The organism is Streptomyces sp. SID13726 (assembly GCF_010548375.1).
GTDB lineage: Bacteria > Actinomycetota > Actinomycetes > Streptomycetales > Streptomycetaceae > Streptomyces.
The window spans coordinates 105,606-130,969 of sequence record NZ_JAAGLY010000009.1 but is presented as its reverse complement, the minus strand read 5'-3'; the positions used below and the strand labels follow the sequence as shown (position 1 = coordinate 130,969).

Annotated in this window: 24 protein-coding genes; 8 read left to right on the top strand and 16 right to left on the bottom strand. The window is 72.3% G+C overall.

Annotated features, from left to right (window positions below):
* The first annotated feature begins 74 nt into the window (after window positions 1-74).
* From G3I78_RS24530 to G3I78_RS24520, 3 genes are all read left to right on the top strand, one after another.
* Window positions 75-716, top strand: a complete 642-nt coding sequence (locus tag G3I78_RS24530; protein ID WP_164428134.1) for a TetR/AcrR family transcriptional regulator — start codon at window positions 75-77, stop codon at window positions 714-716.
* A 35-nt stretch (window positions 717-751) separates the two neighbouring features.
* Window positions 752-1,471 carry a winged helix-turn-helix domain-containing protein gene (locus tag G3I78_RS24525; protein ID WP_164428492.1) on the top strand — a complete coding sequence of 240 codons (720 nt, stop codon included), beginning with the start codon at window positions 752-754 and terminating at the stop codon, window positions 1,469-1,471.
* 126 nt (window positions 1,472-1,597) lie between these two features.
* The gene (locus tag G3I78_RS24520) at window positions 1,598-2,536 is read left to right on the top strand and encodes a DMT family transporter (protein WP_164428490.1); all 939 of its coding nucleotides are present in this window, start codon (window positions 1,598-1,600) and stop codon (window positions 2,534-2,536) included.
* Here G3I78_RS24520 and G3I78_RS24515 read toward each other — a convergent pair.
* The 12 genes from G3I78_RS24515 to G3I78_RS24460 form a co-directional block, all read right to left on the bottom strand.
* Window positions 2,522-3,850, bottom strand: coding sequence for an MFS transporter (locus tag G3I78_RS24515; protein WP_164428132.1), 1,329 nt, complete (start codon window positions 3,848-3,850; stop codon window positions 2,522-2,524). The genes G3I78_RS24520 and G3I78_RS24515 overlap by 15 nt on opposite strands.
* A 131-nt stretch (window positions 3,851-3,981) precedes the next feature.
* Entirely contained in the window at window positions 3,982-5,061 is a 1,080-nt protein-coding gene (locus G3I78_RS24510) for a Zn-dependent alcohol dehydrogenase (RefSeq protein ID WP_164428130.1), read from the bottom strand.
* A gap of 10 nt (window positions 5,062-5,071) precedes the next feature.
* Window positions 5,072-6,460 carry an aldehyde dehydrogenase family protein gene (locus tag G3I78_RS24505; RefSeq protein WP_164428128.1) on the bottom strand — a complete coding sequence of 463 codons (1,389 nt, stop codon included), beginning with the start codon at window positions 6,458-6,460 and terminating at the stop codon, window positions 5,072-5,074.
* Between the two features lie 102 nt (window positions 6,461-6,562).
* Complete coding sequence (locus G3I78_RS24500) at window positions 6,563-7,015, bottom strand: DUF3574 domain-containing protein (RefSeq protein ID WP_164428126.1); 453 nt, start codon at window positions 7,013-7,015, stop codon at window positions 6,563-6,565.
* 52 nt (window positions 7,016-7,067) lie between these two features.
* The gene (locus tag G3I78_RS24495) at window positions 7,068-8,405 is read right to left on the bottom strand and encodes an ABC transporter ATP-binding protein (protein WP_164428124.1); all 1,338 of its coding nucleotides are present in this window, start codon (window positions 8,403-8,405) and stop codon (window positions 7,068-7,070) included.
* Window positions 8,406-8,580: 175 nt separating this feature from the next.
* The gene (locus G3I78_RS52130; protein ID WP_164428122.1) at window positions 8,581-9,333 is read right to left on the bottom strand and encodes a class F sortase; all 753 of its coding nucleotides are present in this window, start codon (window positions 9,331-9,333) and stop codon (window positions 8,581-8,583) included.
* A gap of 547 nt (window positions 9,334-9,880) precedes the next feature.
* Window positions 9,881-10,459 (bottom strand): hypothetical protein, encoded by a 579-nt coding sequence (locus G3I78_RS24485; protein WP_164428121.1) that lies wholly within the window; start codon window positions 10,457-10,459, stop codon window positions 9,881-9,883.
* Window positions 10,460-10,555: 96 nt separating this feature from the next.
* On the bottom strand, window positions 10,556-11,788 hold the full coding sequence (locus G3I78_RS24480) for an MFS transporter (RefSeq protein ID WP_164428488.1): 1,233 nt from the start codon (window positions 11,786-11,788) through the stop codon (window positions 10,556-10,558).
* A 23-nt stretch (window positions 11,789-11,811) separates the two neighbouring features.
* Entirely contained in the window at window positions 11,812-13,242 is a 1,431-nt protein-coding gene (locus G3I78_RS24475; RefSeq protein ID WP_164428118.1) for a citrate:proton symporter, read from the bottom strand.
* A gap of 121 nt (window positions 13,243-13,363) precedes the next feature.
* A complete protein-coding gene (locus tag G3I78_RS24470; RefSeq protein WP_164428116.1) occupies window positions 13,364-15,595 on the bottom strand; it encodes a molybdopterin oxidoreductase family protein in 2,232 nt (743 codons plus the stop codon).
* Between the two features lie 101 nt (window positions 15,596-15,696).
* Window positions 15,697-16,314 (bottom strand): TetR/AcrR family transcriptional regulator, encoded by a 618-nt coding sequence (locus tag G3I78_RS24465; protein ID WP_164428114.1) that lies wholly within the window; start codon window positions 16,312-16,314, stop codon window positions 15,697-15,699.
* 64 nt (window positions 16,315-16,378) lie between these two features.
* Entirely contained in the window at window positions 16,379-17,104 is a 726-nt protein-coding gene (locus G3I78_RS24460; RefSeq protein ID WP_343243838.1) for a hypothetical protein, read from the bottom strand.
* A 173-nt stretch (window positions 17,105-17,277) separates the two neighbouring features.
* Here G3I78_RS24460 and hmgA point away from each other — a divergent pair, with 173 nt between their 5' ends.
* The 3 genes from hmgA to G3I78_RS24445 all read left to right on the top strand — a co-directional run bounded on the left by hmgA (window position 17,278) and on the right by G3I78_RS24445 (window position 20,625).
* Window positions 17,278-18,594 (top strand): homogentisate 1,2-dioxygenase, encoded by a 1,317-nt coding sequence (gene hmgA, locus G3I78_RS24455; protein WP_164428112.1) that lies wholly within the window; start codon window positions 17,278-17,280, stop codon window positions 18,592-18,594.
* Between the two features lie 27 nt (window positions 18,595-18,621).
* Window positions 18,622-19,371 (top strand): GntR family transcriptional regulator, encoded by a 750-nt coding sequence (locus G3I78_RS24450; protein WP_164428110.1) that lies wholly within the window; start codon window positions 18,622-18,624, stop codon window positions 19,369-19,371.
* 96 nt (window positions 19,372-19,467) lie between these two features.
* Window positions 19,468-20,625 carry a type ISP restriction/modification enzyme gene (locus G3I78_RS24445; protein ID WP_164428107.1) on the top strand — a complete coding sequence of 386 codons (1,158 nt, stop codon included), beginning with the start codon at window positions 19,468-19,470 and terminating at the stop codon, window positions 20,623-20,625.
* On the opposite strand, the gene G3I78_RS24440 is transcribed toward G3I78_RS24445, so the two are convergent.
* Window positions 20,622-21,335: a TetR/AcrR family transcriptional regulator gene (locus G3I78_RS24440; protein ID WP_164428105.1), complete on the bottom strand. Its 714-nt coding sequence runs from the start codon at window positions 21,333-21,335 to the stop codon at window positions 20,622-20,624. The genes G3I78_RS24445 and G3I78_RS24440 overlap by 4 nt on opposite strands.
* Window positions 21,336-21,398: 63 nt before the next feature.
* Between G3I78_RS24440 and G3I78_RS24435 the strand changes: the two genes are divergently transcribed.
* Together G3I78_RS24435 and G3I78_RS24430 are read left to right on the top strand one after the other, a co-directional pair.
* A complete protein-coding gene (locus G3I78_RS24435) occupies window positions 21,399-22,337 on the top strand; it encodes an ATP-binding cassette domain-containing protein (protein ID WP_164428103.1) in 939 nt (312 codons plus the stop codon).
* Complete coding sequence (locus tag G3I78_RS24430) at window positions 22,334-23,116, top strand: ABC transporter permease (RefSeq protein WP_164428101.1); 783 nt, start codon at window positions 22,334-22,336, stop codon at window positions 23,114-23,116. Before G3I78_RS24435 ends, G3I78_RS24430 begins: the two co-directional genes overlap by 4 nt.
* A gap of 194 nt (window positions 23,117-23,310) precedes the next feature.
* Here the strand turns inward: G3I78_RS24430 and G3I78_RS24425 are convergent, their stop codons facing one another.
* From G3I78_RS24425 to G3I78_RS24415, 3 genes are all read right to left on the bottom strand, one after another.
* Window positions 23,311-23,580 (bottom strand): hypothetical protein, encoded by a 270-nt coding sequence (locus G3I78_RS24425; RefSeq protein ID WP_164428099.1) that lies wholly within the window; start codon window positions 23,578-23,580, stop codon window positions 23,311-23,313.
* A gap of 126 nt (window positions 23,581-23,706) precedes the next feature.
* Window positions 23,707-24,591 carry an anti-sigma factor gene (locus G3I78_RS24420; RefSeq protein ID WP_164428097.1) on the bottom strand — a complete coding sequence of 295 codons (885 nt, stop codon included), beginning with the start codon at window positions 24,589-24,591 and terminating at the stop codon, window positions 23,707-23,709.
* Window positions 24,588-25,130 (bottom strand): sigma-70 family RNA polymerase sigma factor, encoded by a 543-nt coding sequence (locus tag G3I78_RS24415; protein ID WP_164428095.1) that lies wholly within the window; start codon window positions 25,128-25,130, stop codon window positions 24,588-24,590. The genes G3I78_RS24420 and G3I78_RS24415 overlap by 4 nt, the downstream gene beginning before the upstream one ends.
* Between the last annotated feature and the right edge of the window lie 234 nt (window positions 25,131-25,364).

Sequence of the window (25,364 nt, the reverse complement as noted above, 5' to 3'; positions counted from 1 at the left end):
GATCACCCCATCTTGAGAGCCGCGCCTTAAATTAGCACTGCTAGTTTATGTTCCGCAGCCCTACTATGTGCGCCATGGCCCGACCGCGCAAGCCCCTCCTCAGCACCGACCGGATCGTCGAGACGGCCCGCGTGCTCGTGGACACCGAAGGCCTGGCGGCCCTGTCCACGCGCCGGCTGGCCGCGCAGCTGGGGGTCAGCGGACCGTCCCTGTACAACCACTTCCGCACCAAGGACGAGATCCTGGAGGCGGTCGCCGACTCGGTGAGCGCCCAGGTCGACCTGTCGATGTTCGAGGGCGGCCGGGACTGGCGCACCGCCCTGCACGACTGGGCCGTCTCCTACCGCTCGGCCCTGCGCGACCACCCCAACATCGTCCCGGTCCTCGCCCAGGGCCCCGGCCGCCGCCCCGCCGGTCTGCGCCTCGCCGACGCGGTCTACGGCGCGATGGTCGACGCGGGCTGGCCCCCGGCCCAGGCCACGTCCATCGGGGCGCTGATGCGGTACTTCATCATGGGCTCGGCGCTCGGCTCCTTCGCGGGCGGCTTCGTGGACGACGCGAGCGCCTACGACCCGGCCGACTACCCGCACCTCGGCCAGGCCCACCTCCTCGCCGAGCAGCAGGAGAAGATCGACGAGCGGGCGTTCGAGACGGGGCTCAGGGCCCTGCTGGACGGGCTGGCACTCCAGTACGACCAGGTCAGGAGCCTCGCCTAGCCATACTTCGGTGGGCGCCGAACCGTCCCTGCCCCATCCTGGGACACATGACCGAGGACCCGCAGGCACGTCAGCTGGCCAGGCTCGCCGCCCTGATCGCCGACGAGACCCGGGCCGCCTGTCTCCTGGCCCTGCTCGACGGCCGCGCCTGGACGGCGGGCGAGCTGGCCCGCCACGCGGGAGTCGCCGCGTCCACCGTGAGCGAGCACCTGGGCAAGCTGGTCGCGGGCGGGCTGCTGACGGAGGAGCGCCAGGGCCGTCACCGCTATGTCCGGCTGACCGACGCCCGGGTGGCCCATCTGATCGAGGACCTGGCGGCTCAGCTCACCCCGGACCGGGCCCAACGCCCCCGGAACCTGCGGGAGTCGAGCGCGGGCTCCGCGATGGCCCGGGGCCGTACGTGCTACGACCACTTGGCGGGCAGGTTGGGCATCGCGGTCACCGATGCTCTGACGTCCCGTCAACTCCTGCGCCAGGACACGGGGTTCGCCCTGACGGACGCGGGTCTGGCGTGGTTCGCGGCCACGGGCATCTCCCTCGACCGCAAGGGCCGCCGCCCGCTGGCCCGGGCCTGTCTCGACTGGACGGAGCGCCGCCCGCACCTGGCGGGGGTCGCGGGAGCGGCCCTGTGCCGCCACGCCCTCGACGCGGGCTGGTGCGTACGCATCGGCTCTGAGCGAGCGGTGAAGGTGACGCCCGCAGGCGAAGAGGCACTGGAGGGGCTGCTGGGAATCCCTGGACCGACGTTGCGCTGAGCGCCCCTTCGGGGGCGCGGGACCGTATCGACATGCGGCTCCGCCGCGTGGGCGCGACCAGCCACTACGCACCCGTCCGAAATCCGCGAGCTTCCGCCCCCGACCTTCCCTAGCCTCAGGAGCATGATGAACCCCCGCCGCACCGAACTGCTGGCAGCCGGCGCAGCCACCGTCACCGTGGTCCTCTGGGCCTCCGCCTTCGTCTCCATCCGAAGCGCCGGCGCCGCCTACTCCCCCGGCGCCCTGGCCCTCGGCAGGCTGCTCTCCGGCGCGCTGGCCCTGGCCGCGATCTGTCTCATACGGCGGGAAGGACGCCCCCCGCGCGAGGCCTGGCGCGGCATCGCCGTCTCCGGCGTCCTCTGGTTCGGCTTCTACATGGTCGTCCTGAACTGGGGCGAACAGCAGGTCGACGCGGGCACCGCAGCGCTGGTCGTGAACGTCGGTCCCCTCCTGATCGCCCTGCTCGGCACCCGTCTGCTCGGGGACGCGATGCCGCCCCGCCTGCTGGCCGGCATGGCGGTCTCCTTCGCGGGCGCGGTCACCGTGGGCCTCTCGATGTCGGGCGACGGCGGCTCCTCGGTGCTCGGCGTGGTCCTGTGCCTCCTCGCGGCGATCGCCTACGCGGGCGGAGTGGTCGCCCAGAAGCCCGCGCTGGGCTCGGCGACCCCGCTCCAGGTGACGACGTACGGCTGTCTCACCGGCGCCGTGGTCTGTCTGCCGTTCGCCGGGCAGCTGGTGTCGGAGGCGGCCGACGCCCCGGTCTCGGCGACGCTGAACATGGTCTATCTGGGCGTCTTCCCGACCGCCCTGGCGTTCACCACCTGGGCCTACGCCCTCGCCCGTACGACCGCCAGCCGCATGGGCGCGACGACCTACGCCGTGCCCGCGCTGGTCGTCCTGATGTCCTGGCTGTTCCTCGGCGAGGTCCCCGGCCTGCTCACCCTCGCGGGCGGCGCGCTGTGCCTGGCCGGTGTCGCGGTGTCCCGCTCCCGCACGCGCCGGAGCGCCGCGGCCCCGGTGACAGCTCCGGAGCCGCGGCCCGAGAAGGCCTCAGACCCCGCGTGAACGGGCCCTGCCCGCAAGCACCTTGATGCACAGCAGCGCGATCACCGAGAGCCCGATGATGTACCCGGACACGGCCATCGAGGTGCCCGTGGCCTCCAGGAGCAGCACCATCAGGAAGGGCGCGAGCCCACCGCCGAGCACGGCCGCGATCTGGTAGCCGAGCGAAGCCCCGGTGTAGCGCATCTCCGGTGTGAACAGCTCGGCGAACAGGGCGGCCTGGGGGCCGTACATGATGCTGAGGAAGCACCCGGCGACGAAGGTGCCGACCGCCAGCCAGAGCAGCGATCCGGTGTCGATGAGCAGGAACATCGGTACGGCCCACAGGGCGATGCCGGCCGCGCCGATGGCGTAGACCCGGATGCGGCCGACCCGGTCGGAGAGCGCGGCGGCGGCCGGGATCAGGACGAGCTGGGTGAGGCTGACGCAGAGCGAGACCATGAGCACCGCGCTCTTCTTCATGTCGAGTTCGCGGGTCGTGTAGTCGAGGACCCCGGTGATCAGGATGTAGAAGGTCGCGGTGTTCACGGCGAAGGAGCCGCCCGCGAGCAGGACCGTGCCGAGGTGGTGGCGGAGGACCGTGCGCAGCGGGGAGTTCTGCTCGGTCTTCTCCTTGTCGGCCAACTCCCGCTCCGCCTGCAGGAATTCGGGGGTCTCCTCGACCTTGGTGTGGATGTACCAGGCGAGCACGAGGACGAACAGGCCGATGAGGAACGGGATCCGCCAGCCCCAGGCCGCGAAGGCGCTGTCCGAGGTGAACGCCCCGGCGAGCAGGAAGACGGTGTTGGCGGTCACCACGCCGATGGGGACGCCGAGTTGGACGACGCTGCCGTAGAGGCCGCGCTTGCCCTCGGGGGCGTACTCGGTGGCCAGCAGCATCGCGCCGCCCCACTGCGCGCCGACGGCGACGCCCTGCACGACGCGCAGGAGGACGAGCAGGATCGGGGCGGCGACTCCGATCGTGTCGTACGTGGGCAGCAGGCCGATGCCGGTGGTGGCGAGGCCCATGAGGGTGAGCGCGAGGACCAGCATGGGCTTGCGGCCCCGCTTGTCGCCGAGTTGGCCGGCGACGATGCCGCCGATGGGGCGGGCGAGGAAGCCGACCGCGAAGGTGGCGAAGGCGGCGAGGACCCCGGCGGTGGAGCTGCCCGCCGGGAAGTACAGGTCGCCCAGGACGAGGGCGGCGGCTATGCCGAAGACGAAGTAGTCGTACCACTCGACGGCGGAGGCGAGGGCGGCGGCCGTGGCGACGCGGCGGCGGTGGGGAGCCGCCGGTGCGTCCACGGAGGTGGGGTGAGCGGAAGGGGCCGTGTCCATGCGGTGCACACTCCGGTGGGTGCGTGGGGACGTTGGCGGCGAGCATACTGACCGGACGGTATGCCGTAAACGGTCTTGCGCGAAGGTTGCCCGGAGCACCCGAAGGGCCCCGGGCAACCGGCCCGGGGGACCTAGAACACCACGAGCGCCCTGCCGCCCTTCCCCGCGAGCATGTTCTCGAAGGCCGCCGGGATGCCCTCCAGTCCGATGCGTTCCGTCACCAGCGCGGCGAGGTCGAGCCGGCCCGCCCGCACGTGTTCGGCGAGCACCGGCAGGTCCTCGGCCGGATCGGAGTTGCCGTAGACGCAGCCCGCGAGGGTGCGGCCCCAGTGGAAGATCTCCAGGGCGTTGAAGGTGACCTGCTGGTCCTTGCCGCCGATGCCGACGACCGTCGTACGGCCGCCGCGGCGGGTGGAGTCCCAGGCGGCGCGGATGGTCGACGCGCGGCCCACGCACTCGACGGCGACGTCGACGCCCTGCCTGCCGGTGAGGCCGCGGATCTCGCGGGCGGTGGTGTCGGAGGCGACGACGTAGTCCGTGGCTCCCGCCGCGCGCGCCAACTCCTCCTTCTCCGGGGAGACATCGACCGCCACGATCCGTGAGGCACCGGCGATCCGGGCGGCCTGGAGCGCGGCCAGGCCCACTCCCCCGACGCCGTACACGGCGACCGTCTCGCCCTCGCGGACCCGCGCCGAGTGGTGGACGGCTCCGTAGCCGGTGAGGACCGCGCAGCCCAGCAGGGCCGCGTCGGTGAGGGGGACGCCCGCGGGCAGGGGCAGGACACAGGCGGCCGGTACGACGGTCTCCTCGGCGAACGCGGCGACGTTCAGGCCGGGATGGAGGTCGGTGCCGTCCGCGGTGCGGGCGTGGACGTCGGCGGCGCCGTTCAGGGCGTTGGCGCACAGCCAGACCTCGCCGAGCGAGCAGGCGTGGCAACTCCCGCAGGAGGGAGCCCAGTTGAGGACCACCTCGGCACCGGGCGCCAGGCCCGTGACGCCCTCCCCGACGGCGACCACCGTGCCCGCGCCCTCGTGGCCGAGGACGGCCGGGACGGGGACGCGCATGGTGCCGTCGGACAGGGACAGGTCGGAGTGGCAGACCCCGGCGGCGGCGAGCCGGACGCGGACCCGGCCGGGGCCGGGGTCCGGGAGCTCGATGTCGGTGACCTCCAGGGGAGCGCCCACGGCGGGAAGTACGGCGGCACGAACCACGGGAAGGCTCCTAGAACTGGAGGGACTTGGTCTGGAGGTACTCGGCGAGACCGTGCGAGCCGAGTTCGCGGCCCACCCCGGACTGCTTGTAACCGCCGAACGGGGCAAGGGGGTTGAAGCGGCCGCCGTTGATGTCGACCTGCCCGGTGTCCATCCGTCGGGCGAAGGCCACCGCCTCGGCCTCGTCGCCGGCCCACACGGCGCCCGCGAGGCCGTAGACGGTGCCGTTGGCGATGCGCAGGGCGTCCTCCTCGTCCTCGTAGCGCAGCACGGACAGGACGGGACCGAAGATCTCCTCCTGGGCGATCGTCATCTCGGGCGTGACGTCGGCGAAGACGGTCGGGGCGACGAAACAGCCCTGCTCGCGCGGGGATTCGGGCCCGCCCGCGACCAGCCTGGCCCCTTCGGCGATCCCCTTCTCGATGTAACCGCGCACCCGCGCCTGCTGCTTGGCGTTCACGACGGGTCCGATGCGCTCGCCGTACTTCGCGGCGGCCTCGGCGGCGAGGGCGACGGCCTCCTCGTACCGCTCCCGGTGGACGAGCATGCGGGTCCAGGCGCTGCACGTCTGGCCGGAGTTGGACATCACGTTGGCCACGCCGACGTTGACCGCCTTGGCGAGGTCGGCGCTGGGCAGGATGACGTTGGCGGACTTGCCGCCCAGCTCCAGGGCGACCTTTTTCAGCGCGGCACCGGCGGTGGCGCCGATGTGGCGGCCGACCGCGCTGGAGCCGGTGAAGGAGACCAGGTCGACGCCGGGGTGCTCGGCGAGGGCCTGTCCGGCGACCGGCCCGAGACCGGTGACCAGGTTGAGGACGCCGGCCGGTACGCCCGCCTCGTGGACCGCCTCGGCAAAGAGCTGGGCGACCAGCGGGGTGTCCTCGGCGGGCTTGAGGACGACCGTGCAGCCCGCGGCGAGGGCCGGGGCGACCTTGGCGACGATCTGGTGGAGCGGGTAGTTCCAGGGCGTGATGGCGCCGACCACGCCGATCGGCTCCTGGTGGACGGTGGAGTTGCCGACCCTCTCCTCGAAGGAGTACGTCGCCGCGAGCTCGGCGTAGGAGCCGCAGACCGCGATCGGTAGCCCGGCGTGCACGTTCTGCGAGAGCTTCAGGGGCGCGCCGAGTTCGGCGGTGACCGTCTCGGCGATCTCGTCCTTGCGGGCGGCGAGGGCGTCCCGCAGGGCGGCGAGCCGGGCGGCCCGTTCCGCGGGGGCGGTCGCGGCCCAGGCCGGGAGGGCGGCACGGGCGGCCCGTACGGCGATGTCGACGTCCTCGGCGGTGCCGGCCGGCACCCGGCCGATGACCTGTCCGTCGGCCGGGTTCACGACCTCGATCACGTCCGGGCCGGTGGCCGGGCGCCACTCGCCGTCGATGTACATGCCGTCGTGCGCCTTCATGGTGCGTCCTCCCGGGCTGGGCCGTGACAGGGGTCGTCCGGCCTCATAAACTAGCGGCGATAGTTTTCTCGCGCCAGAGCGGACCGGGACCGTCCACCCCGATCAGAAGTCCACTCGGGCGCTGTCGTCCACCCTCCCCACGGACTCCTGCCCGAACTCCTTCTCGTACGCCCGCCGGATCTCCTCGATCTTCCGGTCGCTCGCCTTGGCCTGCCCCACCGGGTACAGCAGGATCAGCTCGTACGACCGTTCCTTCTCGATCGTCCCGCTCGCGTCCCGCCACTGTCCGCGGCCGCTCTGCACGGTCAGGCCGTCCGGGAAGTCGGGCGTGACCTCCTTGTCGACGAAGGACATGAACTGCTTGTCGGTGACGGCCGGTCCGCCGTCCGGGCGCTCGGTGCCGAAGAACAACTGGGTCTCGATGTACGGCGCCCCGCGCTGCGGCGCCGAGGAGTCGGCCTCGGCGAGGTTGGCGTAGGCGGTGGGGGCGGCGACGGCCAGCAGCAGGGCGGCGGCGGTGAGGGCGACCCGGGTACGGGTGAGATGCAGATCCATGGCACATGCCTAGCGGGCGCGCGCCCTCAAGTCCCGTCGACTCGCTGGCAGTTCACTCATCAAGATCCGGAAGCCGGTCCGGGGACGGGCAGATCCGCTCGCCGTGCTGGTCGAAGACGAAGAGATGGGGGATGGAGACGAGGAGCGGAACCTGCATACCGCGGCGCAGGTCGAGGTCCGGAGTGGTGCGGACCACGAGGTCGCCGGGGAGCCGCCCGTCGGGCGGGGCGGGCTCGGGCTCGCTGTCCTGCGGGTCCTCCAGGACCACGACCGGGCCCGCCCGCAGGGAGACCGCGCGGTCCCTGAGCCGGTCCAGGACCGTGCCCTCGCGGCGGCGGCGCCTGGCCGGGCGCGGGGGGGGGCGCGGGGCCTCCAGGTCGGGGACGAGGGCGGGGCGGGAGCCGGTGTTGAAGTGGACGAGGACCTCGTGGCCCTGGAACTCCACGTGCTCCACCAGTCCGGTGATCGGCATCTCGCCGGGGCGGGCCGAGGCCGGCTTGGCGATCCGGATCGCCTCCGAGCGCAGGCCCACGATCACCTCGCGGCCCTGCTGGACACGGAGCAACTGGTGGTCCAGGGACAGCGGTTCGGGCAGCCGCAGGTACTGCTTGCCGAGGCTGATGGTCATCGCGCCGTCCAACGGGGCCCGGACCAGGCCGCGCAGGAGGTTGATGCGCGGGGTGCCGATGAACGCGGCGACGAAGACGTTGCGCGGCAGCGCGTACACCGAGCGTGGGGTGCCGACCTGCTGGAGGACTCCCCCGCGCAGCACGGCGACCCGGTCGCCGAGGGACATGGCCTCGGCCTGGTCGTGGGTGACGTAGACCGTGGTGACGCCCAACTCCTGGGTGAGGCCCGCGATTTCGGCGCGCAGATGGTTGCGGAGCTTGGCGTCGAGGTTGGACAGCGGCTCGTCCATCAGGAAGGCGGAGGGGTGGCGGGAGATGGCCCGGCCCATCGCCACGCGCTGGCGTTCGCCGCCGGAGAGCTGGGCCGGGTAGCGGTCGAGGAGGTCCTCTATGCCGAGCATGCGGGCGGTGGCGTCCACACGGGCCCGCGGGTCCTCGTCGGGGGACTCGATGCGCAGCGGGAAGCCGATGTTCCCGCGGCCCGTCATGTTCGGGTACAGGGCGAAGTTCTGGAACACCATCGCCATCCGGCGCTCGGCCGGGAGCAGGTCGTTGGCGTACTCGCCGTCGAGCCTGAGTTCGCCCTCGGTGATCTCCTCCAGTCCGGCGATCATCCTGAGCACGGTGGACTTCCCGCAGCCGGAGGGTCCGAGCAGCACGAGGAACTCGCCGGGCTCGATGTCCAGCGAGAGCCGGTCCACCACCCGGATTCCTCGCGTGTAGGACTTGCTCACGTCGTGCAGAGAGATGGCGCGTGTCATGGCAGTGCCCCCGAGGGCTCACTGGGCGAACGCTGGCGCTCCGCGGTCGGACGCCACGTGCGGGTCGTACGGGGCGTGTGAGTCACGGAAGTTAACGGATTGTGCGTGCCCCGGGGAAGACGTGTGCGGGATCCGGACGCTCCGGTCCAGCTGGTGAGAAAGCGGATGCCCCGATTCAGTGCGCGGCGCCCGCCCCGCGGTGGGGTTGGCGCACCTGGACGAGGTGGGCGAAGACGACGAGGTTGCCCGAGTAGCCGGTCCTGCGGTGGTAGGTGCCGCCGCAGGTGATGAGCCGCAGTTCGGGGCGGCCGCGGGCGCCGTAGACCTCCCGGTTGGGGAAGTGGTCCTTCTCGAACGACCTGAGCGAGTCGACGGCGTACACGGCGGTACGGCCGTCCGCCCGCCGCACCTCGATGTGGCGCCCGCGCTTCAGCTCGCTGAGTCCCGCGAACACGGCGGGCCCGGAGTCGGTGTCCAGGTGCCCGACGGCGACGGCGGTCCCCGGCTGCCCCGGCGACGGCCCGTCCGCGTACCACCCGGCGAGGTTGTCGTCGTCGTCCGGCGGCGCGGGGAGGCGGTGGTTCCGGTCGAGGCGGAGGTTGATGACGGGGGCGTCGATGCCGAGGTAGGGGACGAGGAGACGGGTGGGGCGGGAGGGGGGCAGGGGGCGGGGGTGCGTCTGCGGTTGCGTCTGCGGTTGCGGTGAGCGGTGGACGCCGGGTGCGGGTCGTGCCGTGGTGGGGCAGGGGGCGGCGGTGCGGGTGGTCCGCGGGGGTGTTGTGCCGGGGGTGGTGCGGGTGGACGGGGTGCGTGGCTTGTCGGTGGCCGGGCGGGAGTGGGGGGCGGAGGCGGGTTTGGGGGCGGGGGGGTGGGGGGCGGAGGCTTGCCGGGCAGCGTGGGCGCGGGACGCGGCGGCGCCCCTGGCCACGTGCGGGCGCGATGCGGATGCCGGTGCGCCTGCCCGGCCGCCGGGTGAGGATGCCCGCGGGACCGGACCGGGGCGAGACGAGGAGGCCCGCGGGCCCGCGGCGGCTCCCTTGCGGGGTGCGGCCGTCTGGGAGCGCGGCTTGCTCGCCGGTGCCTTGCCGGGGCGGCCACGACCCGTGCCCGCGCAGGCCGTCGCCGAACCACGTCCGCCTGGGCGCGCCTTGGAACCCGCCGGCCTCGCCGCACCGGACACAGCGCTCTTCGGCACTCCCGCACCCGGCGCCCCGCCGGCACCGGTGGCCGCCCCGTCCCACTTGGTCCGCGCCCCGTGCAGGCCCGTTCCCGTCGGGGGGCGGTTCTCGGTGGGAGGTCGCACGGCGGTGCGGGGAGAGGGCGCGGCGGGGCCGCCCGGCGAGGCGAGGGGGGTCGCTTCGCCGGGCTGGTCGGCCTGTGTCCAGTGGACCGCGCACACCACCAGGGAGACGGCGAGCGCGGCCGTTCTCGTGAGGCGGTAGGCGCGCGTCCGGTACCAGGGCCTGCGGGTACGCCTACGCGGCGCCATGCGTACGGCGACGCAGCCGGAACCAGGTCACCCCGCCGACGGCCACCAGACCCACCGCGGCGGCACCCGCGACCGGGGTGAACGCGTCCTCGCGGGCGAGCCCGCCACCGCCGGCCGGCGGACCGCCGTGGGGTCCGCTTCGTCCGGTCCGGTCCTTGCAGTCGAGCTTGAACACCGTGGGCCGGCCCACCACACCCTGCGGCCCGGCGACCTTCCAGGTCAGCCGGTACTGCCCCGCGGGCAGGACCAGGTTCCCGCTGGCGCCGGCCCCGTTCGCGAAGTTCACGACTCCGGTCAGCGTGGCCTTGGAGTCGGCCATCGTGTTCGTCGGCGCGACGGTCCAGTTGATGGCGGTGGCACCGTCGAAGCGGGAGGCGTCGAGGTAGAACCGGCAGACCTTCGGCTGGCCGAGGTGACCGGTGGCCCCCGTGCCCGCCGGTAGCACCCTGACCACCCCTTGGTCTCCGGGGGCGGCGACAGCGGACGGCGCGGCGAGGAGCACCGCGGCACCGGCGGTGAGTGCCGTCAGGGCGGCGACCCTGCACGGACGGGACGAGGTCGACATACGAGACCCTCCAAATCAGGTTATTTTCATACAAATCTCACCTGACTCGATGTCATATCGCGGCCCCGCATGGGGGGACCTTCGCCCGACACACCGTCAGACATCGCTCTTACGGCTCAACGGGCGCCGCCCCCGGGACACCTCGGCGGCCCCCTCGGACCGCTTCGGCGCCGACCGCAGCGCGACCCCCGACGACACCAGCAGCAGCGCGCCCAGCATCACGAAGGGCGCCGCCACCCCCGCGACCCCGGCGACCAGGCCCGCGGTGGCCGGTGCGGCGACCTGGCCGAGGCGGTTGCCGGTCAGCCGCAGGGCGAGGGCGGTGGACCGCGCGGCGTCGGGGGCGGCCTGGACGACCGTCGTCATGGACAGCGGCTGTCCGACGCCGAGGCAGAAGCCGAGGAGGGCGAGGATCACGGCCAGCGCCCACACCGGGACCGGCAGCGCGATGCCCGCGCAGAGCACCGCCGCCAGCAGACACGTCACGGTGAGGAGCAACGCGCGCCCCAGCAGTCGTAGCAGAGGAGTCAGCACCAGCCGGCAGGCGATCGTCGCCGCCGCGCGCAGGCTCAGCAGCAGGCCGATCACGGACGGGGCGATGCCGCGGTGCTCGCCGACCACCGGAAGGTAGGCGGTGAGGATGTCGGTGGCGGAGAGCACCGAGAGGCTGACGAAGATGCCCCCGGGCACGCCACGGGCCCGCAGGATGCGCCGCACCGGGACGCGTTCGCCCTGCCCAGCACGGGAGTCGGCGGCGGTGTCGCGGTGCTCGATCCGCCACAGCGAGGTGAAGGCGACCGCCGCTCCCGCACCCGCGACGAGCAGGGCCAGCGCGCTGGTGCCCGCCATGTCGGGGCCGCCGATCAGCGCGCCCGCGGCGACCGGGCCGACCAGCTGGCCGAGGGAGGCGCCGATGGTGAAGTGGCCGAAGTTGCGGTCCTGTTCGTGCGGGGCGGACTGGCGGGCGACGAGCGACTGGGCGCCGATGACGAAGCAGAGGTGGCCGAGGCCCATCACCCCGCTCCAGACCGCCATCGCCCAGAGGGAGCCCGCGATGCCGCTCAGCGCGCAGCCGCCCGCTATCAGGACCACGCCGACCGGCAGCAGCGGGGCACAGCGCCCGTGGTCCGTACGGCGGCCCAGCGGTACGGCGGCGAAGAGCGGCAGCAGCGCGTACACACCGGCGATGACACCGATCGCCCGCTCGTCCGCGCCCAGCGCGAGGGCCCGGTAGGAGACGGCGGGCCGGGCCATCGACACCGCCCCCTGCGCGAAGCTGAAGGCGATGACGAGGCGGAGCAGCCAGCCGCGGTTCCCACCGGGGGCCATGATGTCGTCCTCCATCGAGTCGGTCAGATGATCCCGAAGAGAATGCCTGCCCCGAGGATCAACAGGCATGTGAGCGCGGCCCACTTGACGACGAACTTCGTGTGGTCGCCGAACTCCACCTTGGCCATGCCGACCAGCACGTACACGGCCGGGACGAGCGGGCTCGACATGTGCAGCGGCTGGCCGACGAGCGAGGCGCGGGCCATCTCCAGCGGGGTGACGCCGTGCGCCGCGCCGGCCTCGGCGAGGACCGGGAGGACGCCGAAGTAGAAGCCGTCGTTCGACATGAAGTAGGTCAGCGGAAGGCTCAGCACACCGGTGACCAGGGCCATGTGCGGGCCCATGCCCTCGGGGATGACGTCCACCATCCAGCGGGCCATGTGGTCGACCATGCCGGTGCCCTGGAGGACGCCGGTGAAGACGGCGGCGGCGAAGACCATGCCGGAGACGTTGAGGACGTTGTCGGCGTGGGCCGCGAGGCGGGCCTTCTGGTCGGGGATGTGCGGGAAGTTCACGGTGAGCGCGAGCGCGGCGCCGAGCAGGAACAGCACCGGGATCGGCAGCCACTCCATGATCATGCAGGTCAGCAGGGCGACCGTGAGCAGCGCGTTGAACCAGTAGAGCTTGGGGCGCAGGGTGGGGCGGTTCGGGTCGAGGACCTGGAAGCGCTTCTCGTCGCCCTCCTCGTCGGAGGCGTCGGCGTCGGTGCCGGAGCCCGAACCGCCGGTGACCGTCGCGGCCCTGCCCGTACCGGAGGCACCGGACCCGGCGCCGACCAGGACCGTCTCGGACTCCTTCTCCTCGGCCTTCTCCTCGACCAGGACGTCGCCCAGCGTCAGCACGCCCAGCCGCTTGCGCTCGCGCATGCCGAGGACGTACGAGAGGACGAAGACGCCCAGCAGGCCGACGGCGAGGGCCGGGATCATCGGGACGAAGATGTCGCTGGCGTCGAGCTTCAGCGCGGTGGCCGCGCGGGCCGTCGGGCCGCCCCAGGGCAGCGTGTTCATCACGCCGTTGGCCATGGCGGCGACACCGGTCATCACGACCAGGCTCATCTTCAGGCGCTTGTACAGCGGGTACATCGCCGAGACGGTGATCATGAAGGTGGTCGAGCCGTCGCCGTCCAGGGAGACGATCGCCGCGAGGATCGCCGTACCGACGACGATCCGCATCGGGTCGGCCTTCGCGAACTTCAGGATTCCGCGGACGATCGGGTCGAAGAGGCCGACGTCGATCATCACTCCGAAGTAGACGATCGCGAACATGAGCATCGCCGCGGTGGGGGCGAGGCTGGTGACGCCTTCGATGACGTAGTCACCGAGCTTGGCGCCCTTCCCGACGAAGACGCAGAACAGCGCCGGGATCAGTACGAGCGCCGCGATCGGCGACATCTTCTTCATCATGATCAGGACCAGGAAGGTCGCGATCATGGCGAAGCCGAGGATGGTCAACATGAGTGGATACCTAACGTTCGCCCTTGAACTCCCACCGGAGTCGGCAGTGCGATGACGTTAGGACCCGTCAAGTGGCGTTAACAAGACGTTGACGTGCGAGCAATAAGCGCAAAACTCCAGGTCACGGCCTTGCGATCAATTCGACGGGCACTCCGTTGAGTACCGCGTTGCCTGACAGCGGGTCCAGGAGGGTGCCGTCGAGCAGCTGGTTCACGTTGACACCGGGGTCCTGGGCCGCGTGTCGCATACGGGTGCCGGGGCGGTCGTGGCCCCAGCCGTGCGGGAGGCTCACCACACCCCGGCGCACGGTGTCGGTGATCTCCACGGGGGCGGTCACCGCTCCCCCGGCGCCCTTGATCCCGACCGGCTGCCCGTCGACGAGCCCGAGGCCGTCCGCGTCCTCGGGGTGGATGTGCAGGGTGCAGCGGTTGGTGCCGCCGGTGAGGGCGGGGACGTTGTGCATCCAGCTGTTGTTGGAGCGCAGGTGCCTGCGGCCGATCAGGACGAGTCCGTCGGGCTCGCGCAGCAGGGCCTCGCGCAGCCGGGGCAGGTCGTCGGCGATCGGCTGCGGCAGCAGTTCGACCTTGCCGCTCCTGGTCTTCAGGGGCTGCGGCAGCCGGGACCTGAGCGGCCCGAGGTCGATGCCGTGCGGATGCGCGAGCAGCTCGGTGAGGCTCAGCCCGTCCGGTCGTACGCCGAAGCCGTCGCCGTAGGGACCGAGGCGCAGCATCATGTCGAGCCGCCGCTCGGGACCGCTGTCGCCGGCGAGCAGGCCCGCCAGTTCCTGGGCGTCCCGGCCGTGCACGGGCGAGTGGGCGTCCTTGACGGCCTTGCCGAGGGTCTGGCCGATGACCAGGTCGTCGACCGCGGACGGGTCGGCGCCGTGCATGCCGGTCGCGGCGAGGATCAACCGGGCGAAGATCTCCGTCTCCGCCATCCGGCCGGGCTCCAGCGGGACGGCGGGGCGGCTGAAGCGGACCTGGTTGCGGACGGCGAGGGTATTGAACGCGAAGTCGTGGTGCGGGCTCTGGGAGGGCGGGGGCGGCGGCAGCACGACGTGGGCGTGGCGCGAGGTCTCGTTGAGGTAGGGGTCGACGCTGACCATGAAGTCGAGCGCGCCGAGGGCCTTGTCGAGCCGGTCGCCGTCGGGGGCGGAGAGCACGGGGTTGGCCGCGGCCACGACGAGCGCCCGGATCGGCTCGCCCTCCGCGGTCGCGGTGTCGATCTCCTCGGCGAGCGCGGACAGCGGCAACTCGCCCTTGGCCTCCGGGTGTCGGCTCACCCGCGAGTGCCAGCGCCCGAGGGAGAACCCGTGGCTGGGTCCGGCGGGCCGGGGTGTCCGGTCGGTGGCCGCCTGCGGGAAGAGGGCGCCGCCGGGCCGGTCGAGGTTGCCGGTGAGGATGTTGAGCACGTCGACGAGCCAGCTCGCGAGGGTGCCGTGCGGGACCGTGCAGCTGCCGATACGGCCGTATACGGCGGCCGTCGGGGCGGCGGCGAGTTCGCGGGCGAGGGCGCGCGTCGCCTCGGCCTCCACATCGCAGGCCGCGGCTACGGCCTCGGGGGTGAAGTCCCGTACGGCCGCCCGCAGTTCGTCGAGGCCGAGGAGATGCGGGGCCAACTCGCCCGTGTCCACGAGGTCTTCCTCGAAGAGGACGTGTGCCATCGCCGCGAGGAGCAGCGCGTCGGTGCCGGGCCGGATCGCGATGTGCCGGTCGGCGAGCTTGGCGGTGCGGGTGCGGCGGGGGTCCACGACGGTGAGGGTGCCGCCGCGGGCCTTGAGCGCCTTGAGCTTGCCGGGGAAGTCGGGGGCGGTGCACAGACTCCCGTTCGATTCGAGGGGGTTGGCGCCGAGGAGCAGCAGGTGGTCGGTATGGTCCAGGTCCGGGACCGGGATCGCGTTGGCGTCGCCGTAGAGCAGTCCGCTGGAGACGTGCTTGGGCATCTGGTCGACCGTGGAGGCGGTGAAGACGCTCCGGGTGCCGAGTCCGGCAAGCAGCACGGGCGGGTAGAGGGCGCCGGCCACGGTGTGGACGTTGGGGTTGCCGAGGACGATCCCGACGGAGTTCGCGCCGTACCCGTCCACGACGCCCCGGAGGCCGGCGGCGACCGCGTCGAAGGCCTCCTCCCAGGTGGCCTCGCGCAGCTCGCCGTCCCGGCGCACGAGCGGGGTGCGCAGTCGGTCGGGGTCCCCGTCGACGGCCCCGAAGGAGGCCCCCTTCGGGCAGATGAAGCCCTTGCTGAACACGTCGTCACGGTCCCCGCGGGCACCGGTGACCCGGACCCCCTCGACGGTGAGCGTCAGGCCGCAGGTGGCCTCGCACAGGGGGCAGATACGCAGGGCGGTGCGGGACACGGGTCCTCCCGGGGCAGCGGTGCCTGTCCCGGGTGAGCATACCGACCGGTATGGACGGAGGGGAGACCCGCAAGGGGGTGAGGTCGGAAATCCGCGAGCCGCTAGTCGAGCACCCGGGCCAGATACGCCCGCAGCATCTCCCGGGCCTCCTGGATGATCCGCTCGTCGCCCTCGGGGGCCATCCGGAAGGCCAGGTGGACGAGGGTGTCGGCGGTCTCGACGGCGATGAGGAAGGTGCGGCGGAGGTCGTCGTCCGGTTCCCGGGAGAGGTAGCCGGAGAGCAGCTCGGTGAGGCGGTCGGCGACGCGGTGGTTGGGCTCGGCGTGGCGGGCGCCGACCGGGATCTGGTTGCCGAAGTCGACGAGGGAGAAGCCGGGTGCGGTGCGCTTCATGGCCAGGTACTCGTCCAGGACGACGTCCATGGCCGTGCGCCAGCCGCCCTCGCCGGTCTGCTCCAGGCGGCCGGTGACGCGGTCGGTGAAGCGCTCCAGGTTGCGCTGGGCGAGGGCGTCCGCCATCTGCCGCTTGTTGCCGAAGAAGCGGTACACCGAGCCGATGGGGACACCGGCGCGCAGGGCGACGGCCCGGGTGCTCAGGTCGTCGTAGCCGACCTCGTCGAGGAGGTCGGCGCAGGCGTCGAGGATTCTGGTCAGCCGTTCGGCGCTGCGCCGCTGCACGGGGGCGCGGCGAAGCGAGGTCGCTTGGGGCACGGGCTTCATGATGCCTTTCCGCCGTGGTCCGGTGAACCCCGCCACCCGGTACCGGGCCGGGGGCCTGTGACGCTCATCGCCCACCGCCGGGGTTCGCCGTGAGGTGGGCGTGCGTGACGGGGTGGCGGGGGCTTGCTCCCTCGACGCCCGCTCCCTCGGCGCTTGCTCCGTCGGGGCTCACGCCGGCCGGGGCTGCCGAGATCCCGCGCTCGCCCCCTGCGGACCGCGCCCCCGAGATCCCGCCCGCACTCCCCGCGGACCGCGTCCCAAGGGCCCCGTCCCGCGTACTCCCCGTCGCCTGCGGCTCCGAGGCCGTGACGTCGGCCGTGCTCTCCACCGGGTCGCCGTCCACGGCCCAGACCGTGCCGTCGTCGGCGTAGAGGCGGGCGGTGACCTTGTGGGTGCCCTGCGGGACGTAGCCGGACGCGAGGCGGTAGGCGGGGGCGCGCAGGGTGGTGACGGGGCTGTCGTCCACGAAGACGACGGCGACACCGCGGCCGGAGACCGCCTTGGCCTTGGCTCCGGCGGGCGAGAAGGCGAAGTTCTCGACGGTCAGCCGTACGGACCAGCCCTCGTCCGTGTCGGGCTGCACCTCTATGCCGACCTCGGGGGCGTTCTTCTTGTCCACCTCGCGGTAGTGCCGCCCCTCGTGGTCGGTGTCGTCGAGGACCTTGCCCACCGGTGAGACCGACTGCCCTTCCTTGTGCTCCTGTGCCCCACTGGTGCCACAGCCCGCGGATCCGGTCACCAGCACGACACAGACCGCGAGCGCGGCAAGGAGTCCCCGCGTCCACGACATGACCCGGAGCGTAGAACACAGGTCCGACACCGCGAATCCCCCTGGGGTCTGGTTCTCGTCCTCCTCCCTGAGGAGGTCAGGGCGGCGGAATCGGTTCCACGGGCCGGCCCCTTGCGCCCGCGAAACCTCATTCCTATGGTGTTCCATAGGAATCGGACCGCAAGGGAGCGACCATGAGCGGGGACCCGCGGAAGACCGCCGAGGGCTTGACCTACCTCACCGGTTTCGGCAACGAACACGCCTCGGAGGCCGTACCGGGTGCCCTGCCGGAGGGCCGCAATGCCCCGCAGCGCGCCCCTCTGGGCCTGTACGCGGAGCAGCTCAGCGGTACGGCGTTCACCGAACCTCGGGCCCACAACCGCCGCTCCTGGCTCTACCGGATCCGCCCGTCCGCCGCGCACCCGGCGTTCACGCACACCCACAATGGCTGGATCCGTACGGCCCCCTTCACCGAGTCGGTCCCGGACCCCAACCGGCTGCGCTGGAACCCGCTGCCGGACCCCGCGGAGGGCACCGACTTCCTGGCCGGCCTGTGGACCCTCGGCGGCAACGGCGACGTCACCCAGCGCACCGGCATGGCCGTGCACCTGTACCACGCGACCGACTCCATGGACCGCGTCTTCAGCGACGCCGACGGCGAGCTGCTGATCGTCCCGGAGCACGGCGGACTGCTGCTGCGCACCGAGTTCGGGCTGCTGCATGTGGAGCCGGGACATGTCGCGCTGATCCCTCGTGGGGTCCGCTTCCGTGTGGAGCTGCTGGACGAGTCGGCCCGCGGTTATGTGTGCGAGAACTACGGCGCCCCCTTCCAGCTCCCCGACCTCGGCCCGATCGGCGCCAACGGCCTGGCCAACGCCCGCGACTTCCGGGCCCCGGTCGCCGCGTACGAGGACGTCGAGGGACCGGTCGAGGTCGTCAGCAAGTTCTGCGGCAACCTCTGGACCGCGACCTACGACCATTCCCCGCTCGACGTCGTCGCCTGGCACGGCAACCATGTGCCGTACGTCTACGACCTGCGGCGCTTCAACGTCATCGGCAGCATCTCGTACGACCATCCCGACCCGTCGGTCTTCACCGTGCTGACGTCCCCGTCGGACACCCCGGGCCTGGCCGGTGTCGACTTCGTGGTCTTCGCGCCGCGCTGGCTGGTCGGCGAGGACACCTTCCGGCCGCCGTACTTCCACCGGAACGTGATGAGCGAGTACATGGGCCTGATCGAGGGGGCGTACGACGCCAAGGCCGAGGGCTTCGTGCCCGGCGGCGGCTCGCTGCACAACATGATGTCGGCGCACGGACCGGACCGGGAGACGTTCGACCGGGCGAGCGCGGCCGAGCTGAAGCCGCAGAAGGTCGACGACGGGCTCGCGTTCATGTTCGAGACACGGTGGCCGGTGACGCTCACCGCGCACGCGGCCCAGGCGGACCACCTCCAGCGGCACTACGACGACGTGTGGCGGGGCCTGGAACGCCACTTCCGCCCGTTGCACTGACCGCCGCGCGAAAGGTACGGATAGCCCGTGACCTCCTTCGCCCCGGACTCGATCGTCCTGAACCGCAAGCTGCCGCTCTGGTACCAGGTGTCGCAGTCCCTGCGCGCCTCGATACTCGGCCGCTCCCCCCAGGACCCGCTCCGCCTGCCCACCGAGGAACAGCTCGCCGGGCACTACGGGGTGAGCGTGCTGACCATGCGGCAGGCGCTCAAGGAGCTGGAGGACGAGGGGCTGATCACCCGCCACCGCCGCCGGGGCACCTTCATCGAGCCGGACGCGCTCAGGGGCGCCCCGGTCCGGCTGCTCGGCTCGGTGGACGCGATCGTGGCCCAGCAGTCCGGCATGACGACCGAGCTGCTGGAGCACGGCAAGTCACCCGTGCCGCCCGAACTCGCCGAGTACTTCCCGGAGTCGGACGAGGTGGCGTCGTACCACCGCCTGCGCAGCGAGGAGAAGACGGGCGAGCCGACCAACCACGCCCGCAACTACGTCCGTCCCGAGGTAGCCGCGCGCATCGACCCCGCCGACCTGGTGCGCTGGCCGATGACCAAGGTGCTGCGGGACGTCGTCGGGGCGGACATCAGCCGCATCACGGACACGGTGGAGGCCCGGCTGGCCGATCCGGAGACCGCCCGGCTGCTCCAGGTCCCGCTGCTCAGCCCGATCCTGCACTACACGGGGGTCACGTACGACACGGACGGGCGGGTGCTGGACGCGGCGGTGATCCACTATCGGGGGGACCGGTTCTCCTTCACGGTGACGCTGGACGCCACGTAGGTGCTCCGCGGGGAAGCACGTCACACGCCCGCGGGCCCGGTGGGGGCCGATCGCGCCGTTCCCCGCGCCCCTTCGGGTCGCTCGACACGTCGTACGATGCCCAGCGTGACGCACGACGACGCTCCGCCGCTGGCGGACCTCATGCCGTGGTCCGTCGCACCGCCGCGGCTCGGCCGGGGGTGGCCGACGGGGCCCGACGCGGCCTCCCTGAAAGCCCGTTGGGACGCCCTGCTGAAGGCCGAGGGGCCCGACCGGGAGGCCCTGTTCGAGCCGACGCGCTCGCGGACCCTGCGGTCGGCGGTCGGGCAGCTGCCGGGGCAGCCGGGCGGCACCGAGCGGCTCGCGCGCGCCTCCGGCCCCTGTCCGGAGCCGGTGCGGGTGCTGCACGCGCCCTTCGACGAGCAGTGGCTGATCCCGGACCACCGGCTGATCGACGCGGCCCGGCCGGAGTTGTGGCGGGTGGCGGACGAGCACCAGGTGTTCGTGGTGGAGACGCCCACGGACTCCCCCGACCGCCTCCAGCTCCTCGCGACCTCCCTGCTCCCCCTGCTGCGCCCCCGCCGCGTCCGCCCGCTGTACCGCCGCCCTGGCGGCACGGAACCGAATCTGGCGCCGGGGCTCCTGGAACACCTGAGGGCCCGGCTCGGGATCGCGGTGGAGCCGCTGGACGTGCTCGCCTGGATCCTCGCCGTGACCCGCCCCGACCTCACCGTCCCGCTCACCGGGGACCCCGAACTCTGGTCCCGGGGCGTCGAGTCGGGGCACCGCGCGCTCTGGCTGATGCGTCGGCACGGCGACCGTCCGAAGCTGCCCGGAGGCCGTCGCCCGTACGTCCGCGCGCCCCTGCCCGCCCGTCCCGTGGCCCTGGACTACGACCGCGACGAGCAGGCCCTGCTGCTGGACGAGGGCCGTATCTCCCCGGTGCCGCCCGCCGCCTGGGACTTCGAGGCGGACGGGGTACGGGTGCTGGAGCAGTGGTTCACGAGCCGGATCGCGGACGCCGAGCCCGGCACGCTGGCGGCGATCCGCCCGGCGACCTGGCCGCAGACGTGGACGTCGGAACTCCTGGAGCTGATCACGGTCCTGGCCCTGCTGGCGGAACTGCGGCCCCTGCGGGACGAGTTGACGTCCCCGGTCACGACGGCCGGCCTGCGCGCGGCGGGTGTGCTCCCGGCGCCGGAGTCCGCACACCGGCCGGCCTCGGTGCTGGACGGGCACGAGGAGGGGCCGGAGGGGCAGTTGGCGCTGATCTAGGGTCTGGGCTCGAAACCGTCCAGCACCCGCCCGAGCATCCGCTCGAACACGGCGTCCAGATCGATCGGCCCCGCGTCCTCCATGAACGACGCCGCCAGTCGCGGATACGCCCCCGACGCCACCTGACCGCCCAGATACGCGATCCGCACCGCGTTCTCCTGCTCCTCCGACCACGGCAACGACCGCACCCGCTCGGCCGTCGACAGCTCGTTGGAGACGTACGTCGTCACACACCCGTTCAGCATCGCGACCAGCTCGATCTTCGTGCCGGAGGGGGCGTCCAGCGGGTCGAGGCAGGCGAGGCAGTGCTCCAGGTAGCGCAGGGCGTTGGGGCTGAAGCCGTAGACCCCCGACATCAGCCGCACCATCCAGGCGTGCCGGTGCATGAGCGCCTTGGTCTGGCGCGCGTTGCGCAGCATGTCGACCCGCCAGTCACCGGTCGGCGCGAAGAGTTCGTGCTCCCCGCTGACCGCGTCCACCATCAGCTCGTACAGGTCCTCCTTGCGGGGGACGTAGTTGTACAACGACATCGTCCCGCAGCCGAGTTCGGCCGCGACCTGCCGCATCGACACCGCGTCGAGACCGCCCGCGTCCGCCAGCCGCACCGCCGCCGCCGCGATGTCCGCCCTGGTGAACGCGGGTTTCGGCCCACGCCCGGTCCGCTCGGGACGTGCCCAGATCACTTCGGGTACGGCCGCCTTGCCCGCCATCGATCATCACCTCGGCCACCATCCTAGTTACGTACAGCGTACGTAGTGCGCTATGGTCGCGCCATGACTTCTACGTACGCTGTACTTAGTGAAGGTCTGGAGAAGCGGTTCGGGGAGGTCCATGCCCTGCGCGGGCTCGATCTCGCGGTCGCTCCGGGCACGGTCTGCGGCATCCTCGGCCCCAACGGCGCCGGCAAGACGACGGCCGTACGGCTGTTGACCACGCTGCTGCGGCCGGACGCCGGCTCGGCGCGGGTCGCCGGGCACGACCTCGTCCGGGAGCCCGAGGCGGTACGCCGCGACATCGCCGTCACCGGGCAGTACGCGTCGGTCGACGGGGACCTCACCGGACGGCAGAACCTGCGCCTGTTCGCCCGGCTGCACCGGGTGCGCGGACCGGCCGAGCGGGCCGCCGAGCTGCTGGAGCGCTTCGGTCTCACCGAGGCCGCCGACCGTCCCGCGTCCACCTGGTCGGGCGGGATGCGCCGCCGCCTGGACCTCGCCGCGAGCCTGATCCGCCGCCCGGAGATCCTGTTCCTGGACGAGCCGACGACCGGCCTGGACCCGGCCGGCCGCAACCTGATCCGGGACGCCGTACGCGGTCTCACCGCGGACGGCACGACCGTGCTGCTGACCACGCAGTACCTGGAGGAGGCCGACCAACTCGCCGATGACATCGCCCTGGTGGACAAGGGGCGGGTCGCGCACACGGGGTCGCCGTCCCAGCTCAAGGCGATCATCGGGGCGCATGTCGAGATCGTCGTCGCGGACCCGGACGTCCTCGGCAAGGCGGCCGGGGTCCTCGACCAACTCACGGGCGGGGAACCGTCGTTCGACCACGACCGGCACGCGGTCGGCGCGGTCACCCGGGACACCACGCTCACCCTGCCGCGTCTGGTGCGTGAACTGGACGCGGCGGGCGTGCCGTTGCTCGACGCGAGCATCCGGCCGCCGACCCTCGACGACGTCTTCCTGCGCCTGACCGAGGAGGTCGCGGCATGAGCACACTGGCCTACGACGGCACCGCGATGCTGGGCCGTCAGCTGCGGCGGGTCCGGAACAACCCGGGGCTGCTGATCCTGACCCAGACCATGCCGATCACCATGCTGCTGTTCTTCGGCTACGTGTTCGGCAGCGCGCTGGCGATGCCGGGCGAGGTGTACCGGACCTTCCTGGTGCCGGGGCTGCTGGTGGCGACGGCGGCGAACGGGATCATGACCGGGATGTTCCAGGCCGCCCAGGACGTCCACCGGGGTGTGACGGACCGGCTGCGCACCCTGCCGATCAGCCGGTCCGCCGTACCGTTGGGGCAGTCAGTGGCGGACGTGGCGGTCACCGCCATCGGCACCGTGCCGTTCCTGCTGGTGGGGCTCGCGGTGGGCTGGCGGATCGAGGGGTCCGCGCTCCAAGCGGCGGGCGCCGTCGGGCTGTTGCTGCTGTTCCGGTTCGCCACGACGTGGATCGGGATCTTCCTCGGCCTGCTCACCCGGAGCGAGGAGGCCTCGGGTCAGCTGGGCGGCGCGACCTTCATGCTGCCGCTGCTGTCCAACGCGTACATCCCGACCGAGGGGCTGCCCGGCTGGCTGCGCACCCTTGCCGAGTGGAACCCGATCAGCGCGGTGACCACGGCCCTGCGGGATCTGTTCGGGAACGCGCCCGTGCCGGAGGGGGCCGCCTGGCCGGTGGCCCATCCGGTCGCCGGGTCACTGCTGTGGTGCGCGGTGCTGCTCGCGGTCTTCGCGCCGCTCGCGGTACGCCGGTACGCGCGCGGAGAGGGCTGAACCCCTGGTGCCGGGAGGGGAGTTCGGGCCCTGCCGGGGTCCGGGCCGACCTCGGAGGCGCGCATGACGAAGGTGTGACGTACGGGGAGGCCGAGCCGGGGATCACGCCCCGCGCTCGGCCGACTCACCTGGCGCGTGCCGCGTGCCGTGGGGATGACGGACCGGATCGCAGCACGACACCGGGCGGCAAGGGCTCAGCGCCCGCCGAACAGCGAACGGCGCAGTCGGCGCAGCGGCGCGAACAGCGAGACGCGGCGGACCCGCGCACCCCTGTCGCTGCGCTCCTGCTTGGTGGTGTCCCGTGCGGTCAGCTCCAGCATGAGCGATGTCGCCTCCGCCGTCTCACGCTGTGGGACCGCCGGCCCCGACAGCACCGAGAGATGGCGGTCGAGGCGCGAACTGGTCGCGCTGCTCCCGCAGGTGATCGCAGGGACCCTCGCCCTGCGCACTGTTATCTGTTCCATGTCACTCCCCACCCGTACGAGTCCACCCGGCCCGGGCAGGTTAACCCTATCGCCCCGTTGGGGCACACGTGTATCGGCGTCACAGGATTCACCTTCCCCGTAAGGGTGTTGACGACCCCTCTTTGATTACTCTCCGAATCCAACCGATTTCAGGGCGAGTTGGACAACCGGCTGTGTAGTGGGTTGCGGAGAGCCACCATCCGGCTCGACCGTCACAGCGAGTGATGTCGCGGACTTGTCGAGACCGGTCGCGACCAAGGGCGTGTCGGAGGCGAACAGCCCCAGGGAGCGCGGTTGCTCGTTGGGGCGCATGAGCCACAGTTGGCGCACGCGTCCGCTCGGGGGCGCGCTGTACCCGCTCAGGGTGACGACCGCGCGCCCCTCCGATGCGGAGGCCACCACTCCGATACTTCGGCCCTGTGCGTCCTGTCCCCGGGTCGCGAGCGCGTCCGCGGCCTGGAGAACGTGGGCGATCTCACTGGCCTGGGCCTTCTGCGCGTCCAGTTCGTCCTGGGTCCGGTTGGCCTGGACGGCGAACAGGGAGGCGACGACGAGAGCCGCGGCGGCGGTCGCCGTCGCGAAGGGCACGAACAGCGGACGCCGCTGCCGCACCCTGGGCGGCGGCTGGGCACCCCACACATGGGGCGGAAGCTGCGACTTGCGGGCACGGACCGGCTCACGCTGCCGGGCGGACTCGCGCTGCCGGGCAGGTTCGCGCTGCCGCGCGGGCTCCCGCTGCCAGTTCGACTCCCGCAGCGGGGACGGCTCCTGCGGAGTCGCGCGTACGGCGGCCAGCACCCGGTCGCGCATCGCGGGCGGCGCGGGGGCGACCGTGGACCAGGCGAGCCGGATGGCGTCCTCGGACAGCGCCCGCACCTCGGCTGCACAGCTGTCGCAGTCCTTGAGATGCCGCTCGAAGCGGACCCGCTCGGCGGGCTCCAGCGCGTCCAGGGCATAAGGGGCCGCGAGGGAGTGGAGGTCCTCGCGGCGGAACCGGTCACGCAGGCTCATGCGACACCTCCCAGGCACTCGCGCAGCCGGGTCAGTCCGTCGCGCATCCGTGTCTTCACCGTGCCCAGCGGCAGGGAGAGCCGCTCGGCCACTTCACGGTACGTGTAGCCGTCGTAGTAGGCGAGCGTCACCGACTGGCGCTGAAGCTCGGTGAGGCGTTCCAGGCAGCGGCGCACCCACTCCCGTTCCAGGCCCGCCTCGACCTCCTCGGTCACCTGGTCGAAGGCGGTGTGGTGGGCCCGGCGGGCCTCGCGCTGCTCCCGCTCACCCGCCGCGCGGGCACTGCGCACCCGGTCGACGGCGCGCCGGTGGGCGAGGGTGAGGATCCAGGACAGGGCGGTGCCCCGGCGTGGGTCGAACCGCGCGGCGGACCGCCAGAGTTCGAGCAGCACTTCCTGGGACACCTCCTCCGACTGCGCGGGATCGCGCACCACTCGCCGTACGAGACCGAACACCGGCCCGGCCACGAGCCCGTACAGCTCCTCGAATGCCTTCTGGTCCCCACCCGCCACGAGCACCAGAAGCTCGTCCGCTTCCAACTCGCCGCCCCCTCCCGCAAAGCCGCACCTGGGCCGTCCCGTCCCATGAGGTATTCGCAACGAACTCACCTTCGGATGGGGTCTGAGCCTGTGTCACCTCCGCCTGGCCACAGAGATGCACAGGCTCATACGGATCAGAGGGCCGAAAACGCGGGTCGAGCAGCGAAAAAGAAGTTTTGAGATTCGACCAATCCGGCCCGACCCCCACTCCGAATCCTCCAGCGTCAGGCAAGT